The following is a 14,688-nucleotide window of genomic DNA, read 5'->3' on the forward strand; positions in this document are numbered from 1 at the left end:
TCTGGAATGACCGTTTTTTCCCGGACAGATACAAGTATTCTCAGCGACTGGTGGTGGACTGTTGACCGCTGGCTGTTGATGTCGCTTGCGCTTCTGATCGGGCTCGGCATTGTCATGACCTTCGGGGCAAGCCCGGCCATTGCCGAGAAGCTCGGTCTTGACAGCTTTCATTTTGTCCGCCGACAGCTCCTGTTTCTGACGGTTTCGCTTGTCTCCCTGTTTGGAGTATCATTGTTGCCGCCGCGCATGATCCGCCGTCTCGGCGTCATTATGTTTCTGGTCTGCCTGCTGCTTCTGGTTCTGACCTGGCTGGTCGGGCCCGAGGCCAAGGGCGCGCAGCGCTGGCTCAGGATTGGCAGCTTCACCCTGCAGGCGTCCGAATTCATGAAGCCGGCTTTTATCATTGTGTCCGCCTGGATGTTTTCCGAGGCTCGTAAAAGTCCCGGATTTCCCGGCTGGAAAATTGCCATCGGGCTCTATCTTCTTGTGGTCAGCCTGTTGGTCATCCAGCCCGACTTCGGTCAGACGGTGCTGATCACCGTGGTCTGGAGCGCCATGTTTTTCATGGCCGGACTGCCCATGGTCTGGGTTGGCGCCTTCGTCGGACTGGGGCTGAGCGGTATCGTGATGGCCTATATGTTCCTGCCCCATGTGACGAGCCGTATCGACCGTTTTCTCAATCCGGAAAGCGGGGATACCTTCCAGGTCGATATGGCCATGAATGCCTTCAAGAGCGGAGGCCTGTTCGGGCGCGGTCCGGGCGAGGGCGCGGTCAAGAAAATCCTGCCCGACGCCCATACGGATTTTATTTTTGCCGTGGCGGGTGAGGAATTCGGCATTATCATCTGTGTGCTGATTGTCTCTGTCTTTGCCGTGATTGTGGTGCGCGGCATGGTCAATCTGATGAAGGAAACGGATCTGTTTGTTTTCCTGTCTGTTGCCGGTCTTCTGATCCAGCTTGGCCTGCAGGCCTTTATCAATATTGGGGTTAATCTGGCGGTGCTGCCCAGCAAGGGCATGACCCTGCCCTTTATCAGTTACGGCGGATCCTCGCTGCTGTCTGTATCCATCGGAATGGGTATGGTGTTGGCCCTGACGCGGCGCAACAGCCGTTACGGCCACGCCAATCCGGCAACGGGCTGGAGGCTGGTATGAAACGTCGCCGCACCTCCCATGTTGTGCTTTCGGCCGGTGGCACCGGCGGGCATATGTTTCCCGCCGTCGCGCTGAAGAACGAGCTTTTGCGGCGCGGTCACCGGGTGACCCTGATTACCGATGAACGCGGGCTGGCGTATCGTGAGTATTTTGGCGATGTCAAAATCCTGACGGTCAAAAGCGCGACATTCGCCGGCAAGAGCCTTCTGGGAAAAGTCGGTGCCCTGTTCAAGGTTCTGGGCGGTATCATGGAAGCCCGCTCGATGCTGACCATGCTGCGGCCGGGGGTTGTGGTCGGTTTCGGCGGTTATCCGTCTTTGCCGGCACTCCGGGCGGCTGTCAGTCTTGGCATTCCCACCTGCCTGCATGAACAGAACGCGGTGCTGGGCAGGGTCAATCGCCTGCTGGCAAAGAAAGTGGATGCAGTCGCCCTGTCTTTTGAAAATACCCTCAAGGCGGACTGGGAAAAATATACTTATACCGTGGTGACCGGCAATCCGGTGCGCAAGGAAATCGTCGAGCTTGGCGACCGCACCTATCCCCCCATCGGCGAGGACAAAATCTTCCGCATTCTGGTCATTGGCGGCAGTCAGGGGGCGCGCATTTTCAGTGAAGTGGTGCCGGCGGCGATCTCTACTTTGCCTCGGGCCGTGCAGCGCCGGCTGCAGATTACCCAGCAGTGCCGGGAAGAGGATATTGAGGCGGTCCGCGCCACCTATGCAAACACAAAAATCGCTGTTGAACTTTCGACCTTTATTTCCAACCTGCCGGAGTGTATGGAATGGTCACATCTTGTGATCGGACGGGCCGGGGCGTCGACGATAGCGGAACTGACGGCTTCGGGGCGACCGGCCATTCTGGTGCCCTATTCCCATGCTACAGACGATCATCAGATGGAAAACGCCAAGGAGCTTGTGATTGCCGGCGGAGCGTGGATCTTCCATGAAAAGGAATTCAATCCCAGCGAACTGGCCAAGATGCTGCAGCGCCTGGCGAAAAGGCCGCGGGATGTATGGCGCGCCGCAGAGGACAGTCGCAAGGTGGGTAAGCCCTATGCGGTCAAGGATCTGGCCGACCTGGTGGAACGCCTGGCCTTGGTCAAGGGGGATGCGGGCGTCATAAAAGTGAACAAGCTGGAGAGTCTGATAAAACCTTCGGTAACTGAAGCAGAGAGTGAAACGAGTGAGAGTGAAGAATCCAGGCCGGCCCTTACGGCAGGGGAGCGGTCATGAATAAGAATATCCAGCCCCCCAGCATCGGTCATCCCATCAATATAGGCATCCTGCATTTTGTCGGTATCGGCGGTATCGGCATGAGCGGCATAGCCGAAGTCATGCATAATTTCGGCTACAAGGTGCAGGGCAGCGACATTTCCGAAAATGCCAATGTCAAGCGGCTGCAAAGTCTGGGGATCGACGTCAAGATCGGACAGACTGCGGAAAATTTGGAGGGCGCCTGGGGTATTGTGGTGTCTTCCGCCATCCGGGCCGACAATCCGGAAATGGTCGAGGCCCGGGCCCGCAAGATGCCGGTGATCCGCCGGGCGGAAATGCTGGCCGAACTGATGCGCCTGAAATGGTGCGTGTCCATTGCCGGAACCCACGGCAAAACCACAACTACGTCCATGGTGGCTGCGGTTCTGGATACGGCCAAATACGACCCGACCGTGATTAACGGCGGCATCATCAATGCTTACGGCACAAATGCCCGCCTGGGTGAAGGCGACTGGATGGTGGTCGAGGCCGATGAATCCGACGGTACCTTTGTCAAACTGCCGTCGACGGTGGCCGTGGTTACCAACATTGACCCGGAACATCTGGATTTTTACGGCGATTTTGAAACGGAAAAAGAAGCCTTTCGCACCTTTATCGAGAATGTGCCCTTCTATGGGTTTGCCGCCATGTGTATTGATCATCCGGAGGTGCAGGCGCTGATCGGCCGGATTACCGACCGCAAGATCGTGACTTTCGGTTTTAGCCCGCAGGCGGATATTCGCGGCAAGGGCCTGAAGTTTGTAGAAGGCTGCGCCCATTTCGATGTGGAGATCAGCACCCGCCAGGGGGAGAATGTTGAAATCCTGTCTGACATCATTCTGCCCATGCCGGGTCGTCATAATGTGCTCAATGCGCTGGCGGCCATTGCCGTCGCCCATGAAATGGGGATTGAGGCTGCGGTGATCCGCGAGGCCTTTGCCGCCTTCTCAGGTGTGAAGCGACGCTTTACCCGGGTGGACCAGGTGGACGGTGTGACTATTGTTGATGATTACGCCCATCATCCGGTAGAAATCTCGGCCGTTCTGGCGGCCGCCCGAGAAGCCTATCAGGGCAAGGTCATCGCGGTGGTGCAACCTCATCGCTATAGTCGCCTGAAAAGCCTGTTTGACGAATTCTGCGCCTGTTTCAACAATGCGGATACGGTCTTTGTTGCGCCGGTCTATGAGGCCGGGGAAAGCCCCATTGAAGGGGCCGACCGGGATAGCCTGGTGGAAGGATTGCACCGTTTCGGTCATCGCCAGGTTTCCGCCATTGAGGGCATGGCTGATCTGCCCCTTAAAATAGCCGAGGTGGCTGAGGACGGGGATATTGTGATCTGTCTCGGGGCCGGGAATATTACGTTCTGGGCTTACGAACTGCCGGACGCCTTGCGCGCCCTGAAGGGAAAGGGGGCCTGATGACTGTATCTGCGGCTACATCCCTGTCCTTCACTGACAATTTGCCCCTCGTGCGCGGCAAATATGAATTTGATGCGCCGCTGGCCAGATATACATGGTTCAAGGTCGGCGGCCCGGCTGCGGTTCTGTTCACGCCCGAGGACGAGGCCGATCTGGCCGCCTTCCTGCGCGGCCTGTCCCTGGATGTGCCGCTGCTCTGTCTCGGGGTTGGCTCAAACCTGCTGATCCGGGACGGCGGTTTTGACGGGGTGGTGATCCGGTTCGGCAAGAAATTTGCCCGGATTGACGTGAAGGAAACGCAGATTTATGCCGGTGCAGGGGCGCCCGATATCGCGGTGGCTGCTGCCGCCCGTGACGCCGATCTGGCCGGGTTCGAGTTTTTGCGCGGCATTCCCGGGACCATCGGCGGGGCGATCCGCATGAATGCCGGGGCTTACGAACGGGAAATGGCCGATGTGCTGGTCGAGGCACAGGCCCTGGACCGGGCCGGAAACGAGCATCATTTTTCCCTGACGGACATGGATTACAGCTATCGTCATTCGAACCTGCCGGAAAATCTGATTTTTACCGGCGCGATCCTGCAGGGCACACCGGACCTGAAAGAGAATATCGAACGGCGCATGCAGGAAATTGCCGATGCGCGCGAGGAAAGCCAGCCGCTCAGGACCCGCACCGGCGGCAGCACCTTTAAAAACCCTGACGGTCACAAGGCCTGGCAGCTGATTGACGAGGCCGGATGCCGCGGTCTTCGCGTCGGCGGCGCGCATGTGTCGGAAAAACACTGTAATTTCCTGATCAATGACGAAAATGGAACGGCTGCGGATATTGAAATGCTGGGCGAAGAAGTCCGCCGGCGGGTGAAGGATACATCAGGTGTCGAGCTTGAGTGGGAAATCCGCATCGTCGGTGAAAGCGCGGAGGATCGGTCATGAACAAGCATGTTGTGGTCCTGAAAGGGGGCTGGTCGGCTGAGCGCGAGGTTTCGCTGATGAGCGGGGCGGCGGTGGCCAGGGCCCTGACCAATGCCGGTTACAATGTCACCGAACTTGATGTGACACCCGATGTTTACATGGATCTTGTCCGGATCAAGCCGGATGTGGCCTTTAATGCCCTGCACGGCCGCTGGGGCGAGGATGGCTGCATCCAGGGCCTGCTCGAAATTCTGAAAATTCCCTATACCCATTCCGGGGTGCGGGCCTCGGCCGTGGCCATGGACAAGATCGCCGCCAAGAATATGTTCCGCACGGTCAATATTCCCTGCGCCGAGGACAGGTTGATTTCCGGCGATGAGCTGTTCAAAGCCGATCCCCTGCCGCGCCCTTATGTGGTCAAACCGGCCAATGAAGGATCCAGCGTCGGTGTGGTGATCGTGCGCGAAGGCGATAACCTGACCCCGGACAAGCCGGGTCCCTGGCAGTCTGACAGCCTGCTGATGGCGGAACAGTTCCTGCCCGGACGGGAATTGACAGTTTCCGTGATGGGCGACAGGGCGCTTGCGGTGACAGAGCTTCGTCCCTTAAGCGGCTTTTACGACTATGAAGCCAAATATCAGGACGGCAAAACCGAACATCTGATCCCGGCGCCGCTGGAGGATGAGATGACCGGTCGGCTGATGCATCTGGCGCTGGAGGCCCATGAGGTACTTGGTTGCCGCGGCGTGAGTCGGGCTGATTTCCGCCTTGATGACGGACCGGACGGCGATGGTGTTCCCTATATTCTGGAGGTCAATACCCAGCCCGGCATGACGGCGCTGTCACTGGTGCCGGAGCAGGCCGCCCATCTGGGGATTTCCTTTGAGGAGCTTGTCAGCTGGATGGTGGAGGACGCCTCATGCGATCGCTGATGAAGTTTCTGATCCGGAAAAAAGAACCCCTCAAGCGGGGGGAACGGGAAGTCCAGAGCCTGAAACGCCGACGCCAGAAAGATCTGGTCATCCGCAGTGTGAGTGTCGGGACAATTGCATGCGTTGTGATCCTGTCTGTCTATCTGTGGCAGAGCGGCATGGTTTCAGACGCCGTCCAGAGCACCGGCGAGCGCGTTCAGGAACGGCTGACCGATGCGGGCCTGGTGGTGGCGGAAATCCGCATTGACGGCCAGCAACAGACGGCGCTGGATGATATTCGCAAGGCCCTGGCCATCAGTCACGGGGAAAGCATCATGTCCCTTGACCTCAAGGCCATGCGGGAACGGGTCGAGGCCCTTGCCTGGGTCGAGCATGCCAGCATCAGCCGTTCCATGCCCGATATCCTGACAGTCCGGGTGAAGGAATATATACCGGTTGCCCTGTGGCAGGTTGACGGCCATCTGTGGCTGGTGACCCGGGACGGCAAGCGGATCACCGACCAGAAACTGTCTCATTTTGCCGCACTTCCTATGGTGGTGGGGCGCGGCGCGGACAGCGCCATGCCGGATTATCTGGATCTGCAGGAAGGCTATCCCGCTGTTTTTGAACAGGTTGAAAATGCGGTCCGGGTCGGCGGGCGGCGCTGGGACCTGTTGATGAAACAGGGCATTACGGTGCGACTGCCGGAAAAGAATGTGCCCGATGCACTGGAAAAATTCGCTCAAATGCAGCGGGACGAGAAAATACTTGAAAAGGAAATACTGGCAGTGGATCTGCGTCTTGAAAATAAAACCTACATTCGCCTGACGCCCGGGGAGGCAAAGCGGCGCCGGCTGGCTGCGAAAACCGCCGAAGAGGAACAGATCTGATGGCGGTGTTGCGTGAAAATGTCATCGCCGCGCTGGATGTGGGCAGCAGCAAGATCTGCTGTTTTATTGCCCGGGTCGGCGAAAACGGCAGGCCGCATGTGGTGGGGATCGGGCATCAGGTGTCCCAGGGCATCAAGGCCGGCACCGTGGTCGACATGGAAGAGACGGAAACATCAATCCGCGCGGCGGTGGATACCGCCGAACGCATGGCCGGCGGCAGCCCGATCGAGAATGTCTTTGTGAATATTTCCTCAGGCCAGCCGGAAAGCCGCCATTTTGCGGTGGAAGTGGATGTGGCCGGACACCAGATCAGCGAGGCCGATATCAAAAGGGTGCTGGACGGCGCCCAGGAACATATCCGTAACGAGGAACGTTTTGTCGTCCATTCCCGCCCGGCCAGTTACAGCATCGACGGCGTCAGCGGGGTCAAGGACCCGCGCGGCATGTACGGGGAAAAACTCGGCGTCGACATGCATATGGCGACGGTGGCGGTCAGTCCGCTGAAAAACCTGCAGACCTGTATCAACCGCTGCCATCTCAATCTGGCTGGCGTGGTGCTGTCGCCTTATGCTTCGGGCCTGTCCAGCCTGGTCCAGGACGAACGCGAACTAGGCAGCGTCTGCATCGACATGGGCGGCGGTCTGACCTCGGTCGCGGCTTTCAAGGATGACGAATTTATCTTTGCCGATACCATTCCGCTGGGCGGCAATCATGTCACCAGCGATATTGCCCAGGGACTGTCGACGCCACTCAGTAATGCGGAACGGCTGAAGACCCTGTTCGGCAACTGTTTCCCCCGGGCCATGGTCCGGGACCAGATTGATATCGTGCAGACCGGCGATGACGGCGGTGAATATACCACCACCATTCCGCGGTCGATGCTGACCCAGATTATCGGTCCCCGCATGGAGGAAATTCTGGAGATTGTGCGCGACCGCCTGGTGGCGTCCGGGCTCGACAGTATCGTCGGACGGCGCATCGTCATCACCGGCGGCGCCAGCCAGATGAACGGGCTCGAGGAACTGGCCAAGAAGGTCTTCGCCACCGACAAGTTTGAACGCCACATCCGCATGGGCCGGCCGCTCAGCGTCGATGGTCTGGCGGACGCCACGGCGGGGCCGGTTTTTTCGACCTGCGCCGGGCTTTTGAATTACGCGGCGACGCGGCCGGACGAGGTTCATTTTCACAGCGAAGCACAGCCGATGCTGGGGGTTTTTTCCCGGATCAGCCGCTGGGTGAAGGAAAATTTTTGACGGAAAAGACTCTAATTGGGTTAGAAAACGACTCGAAATGCAAAAAAAACGACTCGGAATGTGTTTTTGTTAGACAGCGTGAATCGCTTAAGGTAAATTATTATTAACTATTTGTTCAGCAACACTGAATCACGGGATTTCAGTGCAGCCAGGAGGCCAGGATGACCATTGAATTTACGACTCCGGAATTGACAGAATTGCAACCAAAAATTTCCGTTTTTGGTGTCGGCGGGGCCGGCGGCAATGCGGTCAATAATATGATTGTTTCCCAGCTTCAGGGGGTCGATTTCATTGTTGCAAATACTGATGCACAGGCTCTGGCTCACTCCCGCGCGGAACAGAAAATCCAGCTCGGTGCGGAACTGACGCAGGGTCTCGGCGCCGGCGCCCGCCCGGAAGTGGGACGTGCCGCGGCCGAGGAAACCATGGACCTGATCGAGGAACATCTGCAGGGCTGCCACATGGCCTTCATTACCGCCGGCATGGGTGGCGGTACCGGCACCGGTGCGGCGCCGATGATTGCCATGAAGGCCCGCGAAAAAGGCATTCTGACGGTTGGCGTGGTCACCAAGCCGTTCCAGTTTGAAGGGTCCCGCCGCATGAAGCTGGCCGAGCAGGGTATTGCCGAGCTCAGCGAATATGTGGATACGCTGATCATCATCCCGAACCAGAACCTGTTCCGCATCGCCAATGAACACACCACCTTTGCCGACGCTTTCGCCATGGCCGACGAAGTGCTGCACTCCGGCGTGCGCGGCATCACTGACCTGATGGTCATGCCCGGTCTTGTCAACCTGGACTTTGCCGATGTGCGCACCGTGATGAGCGAGATGGGCAAGGCAATGATGGGCACCGGTGAAGCCTCCGGCGAGGGCCGCGCTCTCGAGGCTGCCGAAGCCGCCATTTCCAATCCGCTGCTCGACGAAGTCAGCATGAAAGGCGCCCAGGGCGTGCTGATCAACATCACCGGCGGCATGGACCTGACCCTGTTTGAAGTTGACGAAGCCGCCAACCGCATCCGCAACGAAGTCGACCCGGACGCCAATATCCTGGTCGGGTCGGCGCTGAATCCGGATCTGGAAGGCAAGATGCGGGTGTCCGTTGTCGCCACCGGCATCGACGGCGCCGCCCAGCCGCGCATTGAAACCCCGGTCCGCACCTATCATTTCAACAAACCGAAGGAAGAGGCCGCGGAAGCAGCCCCGACCGCGGAAGATGTGGCGACAGCGGTTGCCGAACAGCAGCCGGCCATGGACCTGTCCAACGAGGCCTATCTGGAAGAGCCGCTTGAACTGGTCAATGAAGTACAGGACGAAGACGACGATACCGCGGCGCTGCTGAGCCAGCTTGACGACAGCATCGTTGAAGAACGCGCGGCGGAAGAGCTTGTAGCGGCGTCTGTTGAGGATGATCGCGAAGCACCGTTTATTGCCCCCGAGCCTATGCTGCCGGAAAGCCGTCCGGACGAGCTTACCGATGCGGCCGATCCCTATGCCGAGGCCGCCATGGCCAACGGCGGGACTGAGGAAAAACCGGGCCGGCTGAATATTTTCGGGTCCATGCTCGGCGGTAAAAAAAAGGCCAGGGCAGCTAAAGAACCGACCCTGAAGCAGGGTGACCTGCTGGGCGCGCCGAAGATCACCGAAGACGTAAGACCGGCCCCGGCGGCCAATCCGATCCGCCAGACCCCTGAGGTACGGGCGGAAGAGCCGACCGAAGTAAGAGCCGAGCCTGTGGCCCCGGCGGCCCCGAAACAGGAAGCGACCCGTTCCCCGCTGACGGCAGGGGAGCGTATTGCGCCCCAGAGCTCGACCGCGGCAAAAGACGACGACCATCTTGAAATTCCGGCCTTCCTGCGCCGTCAAGCGAACTAGTGAAGGCCAACTAGAGATAACTATAAAAAAACAACAGGTAGAAACAGGGATCGAGTTTTTGAGTATTTTGTCAGAGTAGAGTTCGAGTTTAGTATTTTCCCCTGAACTGAAGACAAGGCGGGTATCCCCCGCCTTTTTTCTTTGGGGGGTGCTCTCAAATGTTGTTCCCGCTTCTCCATTCGTCATTCCCGTGAAAACGGGAATCCATGCCTGACGTTGCATAGACCTTTCAAGCGGACACATGGACCCCCGCTTTCGCGAGGGTGACGATTGAGTTGGGACTGGATTCCCGCCTGCGCGGGAATGACGGTTGAGGGAAGGGTGCATTCGGGCTAGACTGACGCATCATCATCGGGGGAAATTATGTCCAATCAGAAAAATACCATTGAATGCCCGACCCATGGCACCACATCGGAAACCTGGGTTTGTCAGCACCTTGTGGGTGGTGCGAGGAAACTGGGCTTTAATGTTGGTTATGGTCTAGACGATCCTGATGAATATTATCCGGATGCCTGGTGCGACGAGTGCGAAAAGATGTTGGAGGCTGAAGGCGAGTGGACTGAAAAGGCAGAAGCCTTTGCCGACATCAAAATAGTATGTGCAGGCTGCTATCTGGACATTCGGGAGCGCAACTGGAAACAGGATGATGAGGCTTGGAACGCGTTTGAAACCGAGGCCTGTCAGTGGCTAGACAGCCGGCAGAAAAAATTCCGTAAAGACTTCAAAATCGGTGACCATGACAGGTGGGGTCGGGATGAGGAGACGGGCCTTCTGGTATTCTCCAATAACGGCGAACCAAAGGTGGAGGCTGAATTCCATTTCGCCGGATCATTTTCCCTTCGCTCAGACACATGGATGTGGGCCTGGGCTAATCCGGGCTTTGAAGAGAAAGTCCGAATTGCATCCCGGAAACTTCGAGAACTGGGTGATGAAAAGGGATTCCTGGCTCTCAGCGCTCATCTTGTTGAGGCAACTGAAAATGATGCGGGACATTTTGTCGCTATTATGGCGAAGGAATTGAATGCCCTGGGCACCTATCGGACATTCGAGAACGATCTTTATACCTATATGATCATTACCAAGGCGTGGTGGGTCAAAAAGCGGAAATTGTTCGGATTGATGAGGGGGTAGACCGTGGAGGTAGAAGGGATAGAAGTAAAATACTATATTCGTATCCGAACAATTCCCCACGTGCAAGCTGTCAAATTGCAACAAATCTATTGTTCCGACGGTATCATCTATCGTGAAAGAAAGGATGGTGCAGGGGTAAATATGATTGTTCAGATCATTGAGGGGAAAGATTACTTTTTCTTGAGAGAGGTGATTGAAGGTCTCGACTTTGTAAAGGAAAATTATGACCTCTTCATCTCAATTGTCAGTGAGTGGGACACACGGATAATAGATGTTCCTGAGTATGTCGCAGAGGTCGCCAAACTCATTGATGCCCCTTATGTTTTTTCTTATACGATTGTGTAGTAGTTTAGTGTTGTGAAAATCTAGTCCACCAAATCGTCATTCCCGACGTGATCGGGAATCCATACCTGACGCTGGAAAGATTGTTCATGCGGACACATGGACCCCCGCTTTCGCGAGGGTGACGGGGATGGTTGGTATATCAAATAAAAAACGGGCCCGTTAAGGCCCGTTCAGTTTGTCAGAAATTAGTCTTATAAAACCCTAAATAACGCCCCGCCTCATCTGGTCGAGCTCGATGGATTCAAACAGGGCCTTGAAGTTGCCCTCGCCGAAGCCCTGGTTGCCCTTGCGCTGGATGATCTCGAAAAAGATCGGGCCGATCACATTATTGGTGAAGATCTGCAACAGGATGCCCTGGTCCCGGGTGCCGTCGATCAGGATGTTGCGCTTGCGCAGCTCCTCCACATCTTCCTGATGGCCCTCGACCCGGTCGTCGATCAGGTCAAAATAGGTATCGATGGTGTCCTGCAGGCTGACGTCATGGGCCCGCAGGATATCGACGGTGTTATAGATATTTTCCGTATGCATGGCCACATGCTGGATGCCTTCGCCGCGATATTCCATCAGATACTCGACGATCTGGGACTTGTTGTCCTTGGATTCATTAAGCGGAATATGGATCTTGCCGCAGGGGCTGGTCATGGCCTTGCTGGTCAGGCCGGTCTTCTGGCCCTCGATATCGAAATATTTCAGCTCCCGGAAGCCGAACAGACGCTCGTAAAATTCCGCCCAGTAAGCCATGCGGCCCTGATAGACATTATGGGTCAGGTGGTCGATGAACTGGAAGCCGGCGTCCTCAACGTCTTTTTCATCCTCGAGCTCCACCGGCACGAAATCCACGTCATAGATGGTGTTGTCGCCGTAGCGGTCGACGAGGTAAAGGCGGCTGCCGCCGATGCCCTCAATGGCCGGGATATAAAGCTCCATCGGCGCCACATCGACCGGCACCGGGTTGGCGCCGAGGCTGAGGGCGCGCTCGTAAGCAGCTTTGGCGTCCCTGACCCGGAAGGCCATGGCGCAGATGCTGGGGCCGTGGGCGAAGGCATAACGCTGGGCGAAGCTGTCGGGCTCCGCATTGATCAGGAAATTGACATCGCCCTGGCGGTGCAGGGTGACATTCTTGTGCCGGTGCCGGGCCACGGTTTTGAAGCCCATCTGCCGGAACAGGGCACGCAGCTTTTCCGGCTCGGGGGAGGCATATTCGATAAACTCGAAGCCGTCCAGTCCCATGGGGTTTTCAAACAATTCAGCCATAGCGGTCTCCTGAAGTCTTGTTCCTGATATTTTGGATATGGGAGAATGATACACCGGATATGGTGAAATATTGTTTTTCATATTGAGTAAAATGAGCTAAAAAAGGAATTATAATTCACAAATATTGGATAAATGGAATGAGCATTACGCTTGATGAGGCAGACCGGAAAATCCTCACCCTGATCCAGCAGGACGCGACCCTGACCCATCAGGAGATCGCCGACCGGGCCGGCCTGTCGCCGACCTCTGTCTGGCGGCGGATCAAGAGCCTGGAGGAAGCGGGCGTGATCCGGGGACGGGTGGCGCTGCTGGACGCCAAACAGGTGGGTATGCAGGTCAGTGCCCTGGTCAGTGTGCGCCTGACCCACCAGGGGGCGAATACCGGGCGAGAGTTTGAAAAATTCATCTCCGACCGGCCGGAGGTGCTGGAATGTTTCGCCGTGGTCGGCAACTATGATTATGCCATGGTGATCCGGGTCCGGGATGTGGAACGGTTCGAGAAGTTTCTTTCCGGCACGCTGCTGAGCCATCCGGCCGTGGCTTCCTCAACCTCCAGCTTCGCCATGCGGCAGGTGAAATACTCCACGGCGCTCAGCCTGGACTGAGGCTTTACCAGGTGGCGCTGACATGGAGGCCGATATAATTCGCGCTGGCCTCTGGTGTGATGTTTAACCCCTTGTAGGGTTCGGTGAAAATATAGCTGGCGAGGATGCCGATAGCGGCCCCGGCGATCACATCCTCCACATGATGTTTGTCCGCATCGACCCGACTCCAGGCGACAAAGCCGGCGCCCAGGTAGGCGGGTATGCCGTATTCCCAGCCATAACGTTTCTGGATGAAGGCGGCACCGGAAAAGGCGATGGTGGCGTGGCCCGAGGGGAAGGAATCACAGCACTCCCCGTTGGGGCGCCGTTTGTCGATCACCTGTTTCAGCGCCAGGGTTACCGCAGTTGAGGAGGCCAGGGATTCAATAAGCTGAATGGTCCCGTCACTGGTGTCTTTCTCGTGCAGCAGGGTGGCGGCAAGGGCGGCAAGGGGAATGGCGACCGCACCGGCGTCACCGGCTTTTTCCACATCGGTTTTGGCCTGGGCCGGAGAAAGCAGAAGGAGGGAGGCCGCAAGTCCTCCCAGTAGTGTCCGACCGATTTTTTTCATGATGATGGCGCTCTTTGTTATCAGGGCGCTCAAGGTAACATGAATTCTTTCAGGGCTACAAGAGCGGCTTCACTTTCTTCGTCCCGGCCGATGGAAATGCGTAAAGAGTTGGTCAGGCCGTAATTGCCGACCGGGCGGACAATGATGCCTTGCGACCGGAGGAAGCTGTCGGCCGCCTGCGCCTGTTCCGCGGAGGCGAAGTGGACGAGCACGAAATTTCCGAGGCTCGGGGTGACCTTCAGGCCCATGCTCTGAAGCCGTTCGGTCATCAGCGGCAGCCAGCGGTTGTTATGGGTCCGGGCCCGGACCACATGGTCCTGGTCCATGACTGCAGCGGTGGCGGCAATCTGGCTTAAGTTATTGACATTAAAAGTGCCGCGGATCCGGTTCAGAACCCCCATCACGGCAGGCGGCAGGTAAGCCCAGCCGACGCGCAGGGACGCGAGACCATAGATCTTTGAGAAAGTGCGGCTGACCACCACATTGTCGAGGCCGTTATTCACCAGCTCCATGCCGGCGTTATAGTCGTCCGTTTCCGGATATTCAGCATAGGCGGCGTCCAGCACCAAGAGGATATCGTCCCTGAGTTCCTCACGCAGGCGCCTGATCTCGCTGAAGGGCACATAGGTGCCGGTCGGATTGTTGGGGTTGGCCAGCACCACCATTTTGGTCCGCGCGGTCTGGGCGGCGATCATGCCGTCGATGTCGGCCACATAATCCTGTTCTTCCACCAGTACCGGTGTGCCGCCGGCCGCCATGGTCATCAGCGGCGGCACCAGGAAGCCGTATTTGGACAGGATCACCTCGTCATCGTCACCCACATAGGCCCGGACCAGCAGGGTCAGCATTTCCTCGGACCCGTTGGTGCACAGGATCTGTGCGGGGTTAATGCCGTGCACTTCGCCGATGGCCTGCCTCAGTTCTGTACAGGCCGGGTCCGGATAAAGAGCAAGGTCTTTCTTCAGGGCCTGCTCAAGGGCGTCATAAACTTTCGGGCTTGCCCCCAGCGGGCTTTCATTGGAGGCCAGTTTGATGATCCGGTCCACACCGGCGATTTTGGACTCGCCGGGTTTGTAGGGGGTAATGTCGAGAACGCCTTTGCGCGGGGTGATTGTCATCTGTGATCCTGTATTCTTAA

General features: G+C 57.3%; 14 protein-coding genes. 11 read left to right on the forward strand and 3 right to left on the reverse strand.

Going from position 1 to position 14,688, the window contains the following annotated elements; all coding sequences use genetic code 11:
* Positions 1-6: 6 nt before the first annotated feature.
* The 10 genes from ftsW (at position 7) to ACORNT_RS07825 (ending at position 11,141) form a co-directional block, all read left to right on the forward strand.
* Complete coding sequence (gene ftsW / locus ACORNT_RS07780) at positions 7-1,155, forward strand: putative lipid II flippase FtsW (RefSeq protein WP_321397738.1); 1,149 nt, start codon at positions 7-9, stop codon at positions 1,153-1,155.
* Positions 1,152-2,387 (forward strand): undecaprenyldiphospho-muramoylpentapeptide beta-N-acetylglucosaminyltransferase, encoded by a 1,236-nt coding sequence (gene murG, locus ACORNT_RS07785; protein ID WP_321397741.1) that lies wholly within the window; start codon positions 1,152-1,154, stop codon positions 2,385-2,387. Before ftsW ends, murG begins: the two co-directional genes overlap by 4 nt.
* On the forward strand, positions 2,384-3,826 hold the full coding sequence (murC, locus tag ACORNT_RS07790) for a UDP-N-acetylmuramate--L-alanine ligase (protein ID WP_321397744.1): 1,443 nt from the start codon (positions 2,384-2,386) through the stop codon (positions 3,824-3,826). The genes murG and murC overlap by 4 nt, the downstream gene beginning before the upstream one ends.
* Positions 3,826-4,758, forward strand: a complete 933-nt coding sequence (murB, locus tag ACORNT_RS07795; RefSeq protein WP_321397747.1) for a UDP-N-acetylmuramate dehydrogenase — start codon at positions 3,826-3,828, stop codon at positions 4,756-4,758. The genes murC and murB overlap by 1 nt, the downstream gene beginning before the upstream one ends.
* Entirely contained in the window at positions 4,755-5,669 is a 915-nt protein-coding gene (locus tag ACORNT_RS07800; RefSeq protein ID WP_321397749.1) for a D-alanine--D-alanine ligase, read from the forward strand. The genes murB and ACORNT_RS07800 overlap by 4 nt, the downstream gene beginning before the upstream one ends.
* Positions 5,657-6,538 carry a cell division protein FtsQ/DivIB gene (locus tag ACORNT_RS07805; protein ID WP_321397752.1) on the forward strand — a complete coding sequence of 294 codons (882 nt, stop codon included), beginning with the start codon at positions 5,657-5,659 and terminating at the stop codon, positions 6,536-6,538. The genes ACORNT_RS07800 and ACORNT_RS07805 overlap by 13 nt, the downstream gene beginning before the upstream one ends.
* A complete protein-coding gene (gene ftsA, locus ACORNT_RS07810) occupies positions 6,538-7,791 on the forward strand; it encodes a cell division protein FtsA (protein WP_321397755.1) in 1,254 nt (417 codons plus the stop codon). Before ACORNT_RS07805 ends, ftsA begins: the two co-directional genes overlap by 1 nt.
* A 161-nt stretch (positions 7,792-7,952) precedes the next feature.
* Positions 7,953-9,665, forward strand: a complete 1,713-nt coding sequence (gene ftsZ, locus ACORNT_RS07815) for a cell division protein FtsZ (RefSeq protein ID WP_321397758.1) — start codon at positions 7,953-7,955, stop codon at positions 9,663-9,665.
* A 363-nt stretch (positions 9,666-10,028) separates the two neighbouring features.
* Positions 10,029-10,796: a DUF6882 domain-containing protein gene (locus ACORNT_RS07820; RefSeq protein WP_321397761.1), complete on the forward strand. Its 768-nt coding sequence runs from the start codon at positions 10,029-10,031 to the stop codon at positions 10,794-10,796.
* 3 nt (positions 10,797-10,799) lie between these two features.
* Positions 10,800-11,141 carry a hypothetical protein gene (locus ACORNT_RS07825; protein WP_321397764.1) on the forward strand — a complete coding sequence of 114 codons (342 nt, stop codon included), beginning with the start codon at positions 10,800-10,802 and terminating at the stop codon, positions 11,139-11,141.
* A 201-nt stretch (positions 11,142-11,342) separates the two neighbouring features.
* Here ACORNT_RS07825 and hppD read toward each other — a convergent pair whose 3' ends face one another.
* Positions 11,343-12,395 carry a 4-hydroxyphenylpyruvate dioxygenase gene (hppD, locus tag ACORNT_RS07830; protein ID WP_321397767.1) on the reverse strand — a complete coding sequence of 351 codons (1,053 nt, stop codon included), beginning with the start codon at positions 12,393-12,395 and terminating at the stop codon, positions 11,343-11,345.
* A 137-nt stretch (positions 12,396-12,532) separates the two neighbouring features.
* Here hppD and ACORNT_RS07835 point away from each other — a divergent pair, with 137 nt between their 5' ends.
* Positions 12,533-13,000: an Lrp/AsnC family transcriptional regulator gene (locus tag ACORNT_RS07835; RefSeq protein ID WP_321397770.1), complete on the forward strand. Its 468-nt coding sequence runs from the start codon at positions 12,533-12,535 to the stop codon at positions 12,998-13,000.
* A gap of 4 nt (positions 13,001-13,004) precedes the next feature.
* Here ACORNT_RS07835 and ACORNT_RS07840 read toward each other — a convergent pair whose 3' ends face one another.
* Positions 13,005-13,550 carry a phosphatase PAP2 family protein gene (locus ACORNT_RS07840; protein ID WP_321397773.1) on the reverse strand — a complete coding sequence of 182 codons (546 nt, stop codon included), beginning with the start codon at positions 13,548-13,550 and terminating at the stop codon, positions 13,005-13,007.
* 29 nt (positions 13,551-13,579) lie between these two features.
* The gene (locus ACORNT_RS07845) at positions 13,580-14,668 is read right to left on the reverse strand and encodes a histidinol-phosphate transaminase (protein ID WP_321397776.1); all 1,089 of its coding nucleotides are present in this window, start codon (positions 14,666-14,668) and stop codon (positions 13,580-13,582) included.
* Between the last annotated feature and the right edge of the window lie 20 nt (positions 14,669-14,688).

It is taken from the genome of Emcibacter sp. (genome assembly GCF_963675455.1).
Classification (GTDB): domain Bacteria; phylum Pseudomonadota; class Alphaproteobacteria; order Sphingomonadales; family Emcibacteraceae; genus Emcibacter.

Excerpts from the sequence above, each read along its gene's own strand:
- ftsW (WP_321397738.1), top strand. The coding sequence starts at position 7 with ATGACCGTTTTTTCCCGGACAGATACAAGTATTCTCAGCGACTGGTGG.
- murG (WP_321397741.1), top strand. The coding sequence starts at position 1,152 with ATGAAACGTCGCCGCACCTCCCATGTTGTGCTTTCGGCCGGTGGCACC.
- murC (WP_321397744.1), top strand. The coding sequence starts at position 2,384 with ATGAATAAGAATATCCAGCCCCCCAGCATCGGTCATCCCATCAATATA.
- murB (WP_321397747.1), top strand. The coding sequence starts at position 3,826 with ATGACTGTATCTGCGGCTACATCCCTGTCCTTCACTGACAATTTGCCC.
- ACORNT_RS07800 (WP_321397749.1), top strand. The coding sequence starts at position 4,755 with ATGAACAAGCATGTTGTGGTCCTGAAAGGGGGCTGGTCGGCTGAGCGC.
- ACORNT_RS07805 (WP_321397752.1), top strand. The coding sequence starts at position 5,657 with ATGCGATCGCTGATGAAGTTTCTGATCCGGAAAAAAGAACCCCTCAAG.
- ftsA (WP_321397755.1), top strand. The coding sequence starts at position 6,538 with ATGGCGGTGTTGCGTGAAAATGTCATCGCCGCGCTGGATGTGGGCAGC.
- ftsZ (WP_321397758.1), top strand. The coding sequence starts at position 7,953 with ATGACCATTGAATTTACGACTCCGGAATTGACAGAATTGCAACCAAAA.
- ACORNT_RS07820 (WP_321397761.1), top strand. The coding sequence starts at position 10,029 with ATGTCCAATCAGAAAAATACCATTGAATGCCCGACCCATGGCACCACA.
- hppD (WP_321397767.1), bottom strand. The coding sequence starts at position 12,395 with ATGGCTGAATTGTTTGAAAACCCCATGGGACTGGACGGCTTCGAGTTT.
- ACORNT_RS07835 (WP_321397770.1), top strand. The coding sequence starts at position 12,533 with ATGAGCATTACGCTTGATGAGGCAGACCGGAAAATCCTCACCCTGATC.
- ACORNT_RS07840 (WP_321397773.1), bottom strand. The coding sequence starts at position 13,550 with ATGAAAAAAATCGGTCGGACACTACTGGGAGGACTTGCGGCCTCCCTC.
- ACORNT_RS07845 (WP_321397776.1), bottom strand. The coding sequence starts at position 14,668 with ATGACAATCACCCCGCGCAAAGGCGTTCTCGACATTACCCCCTACAAA.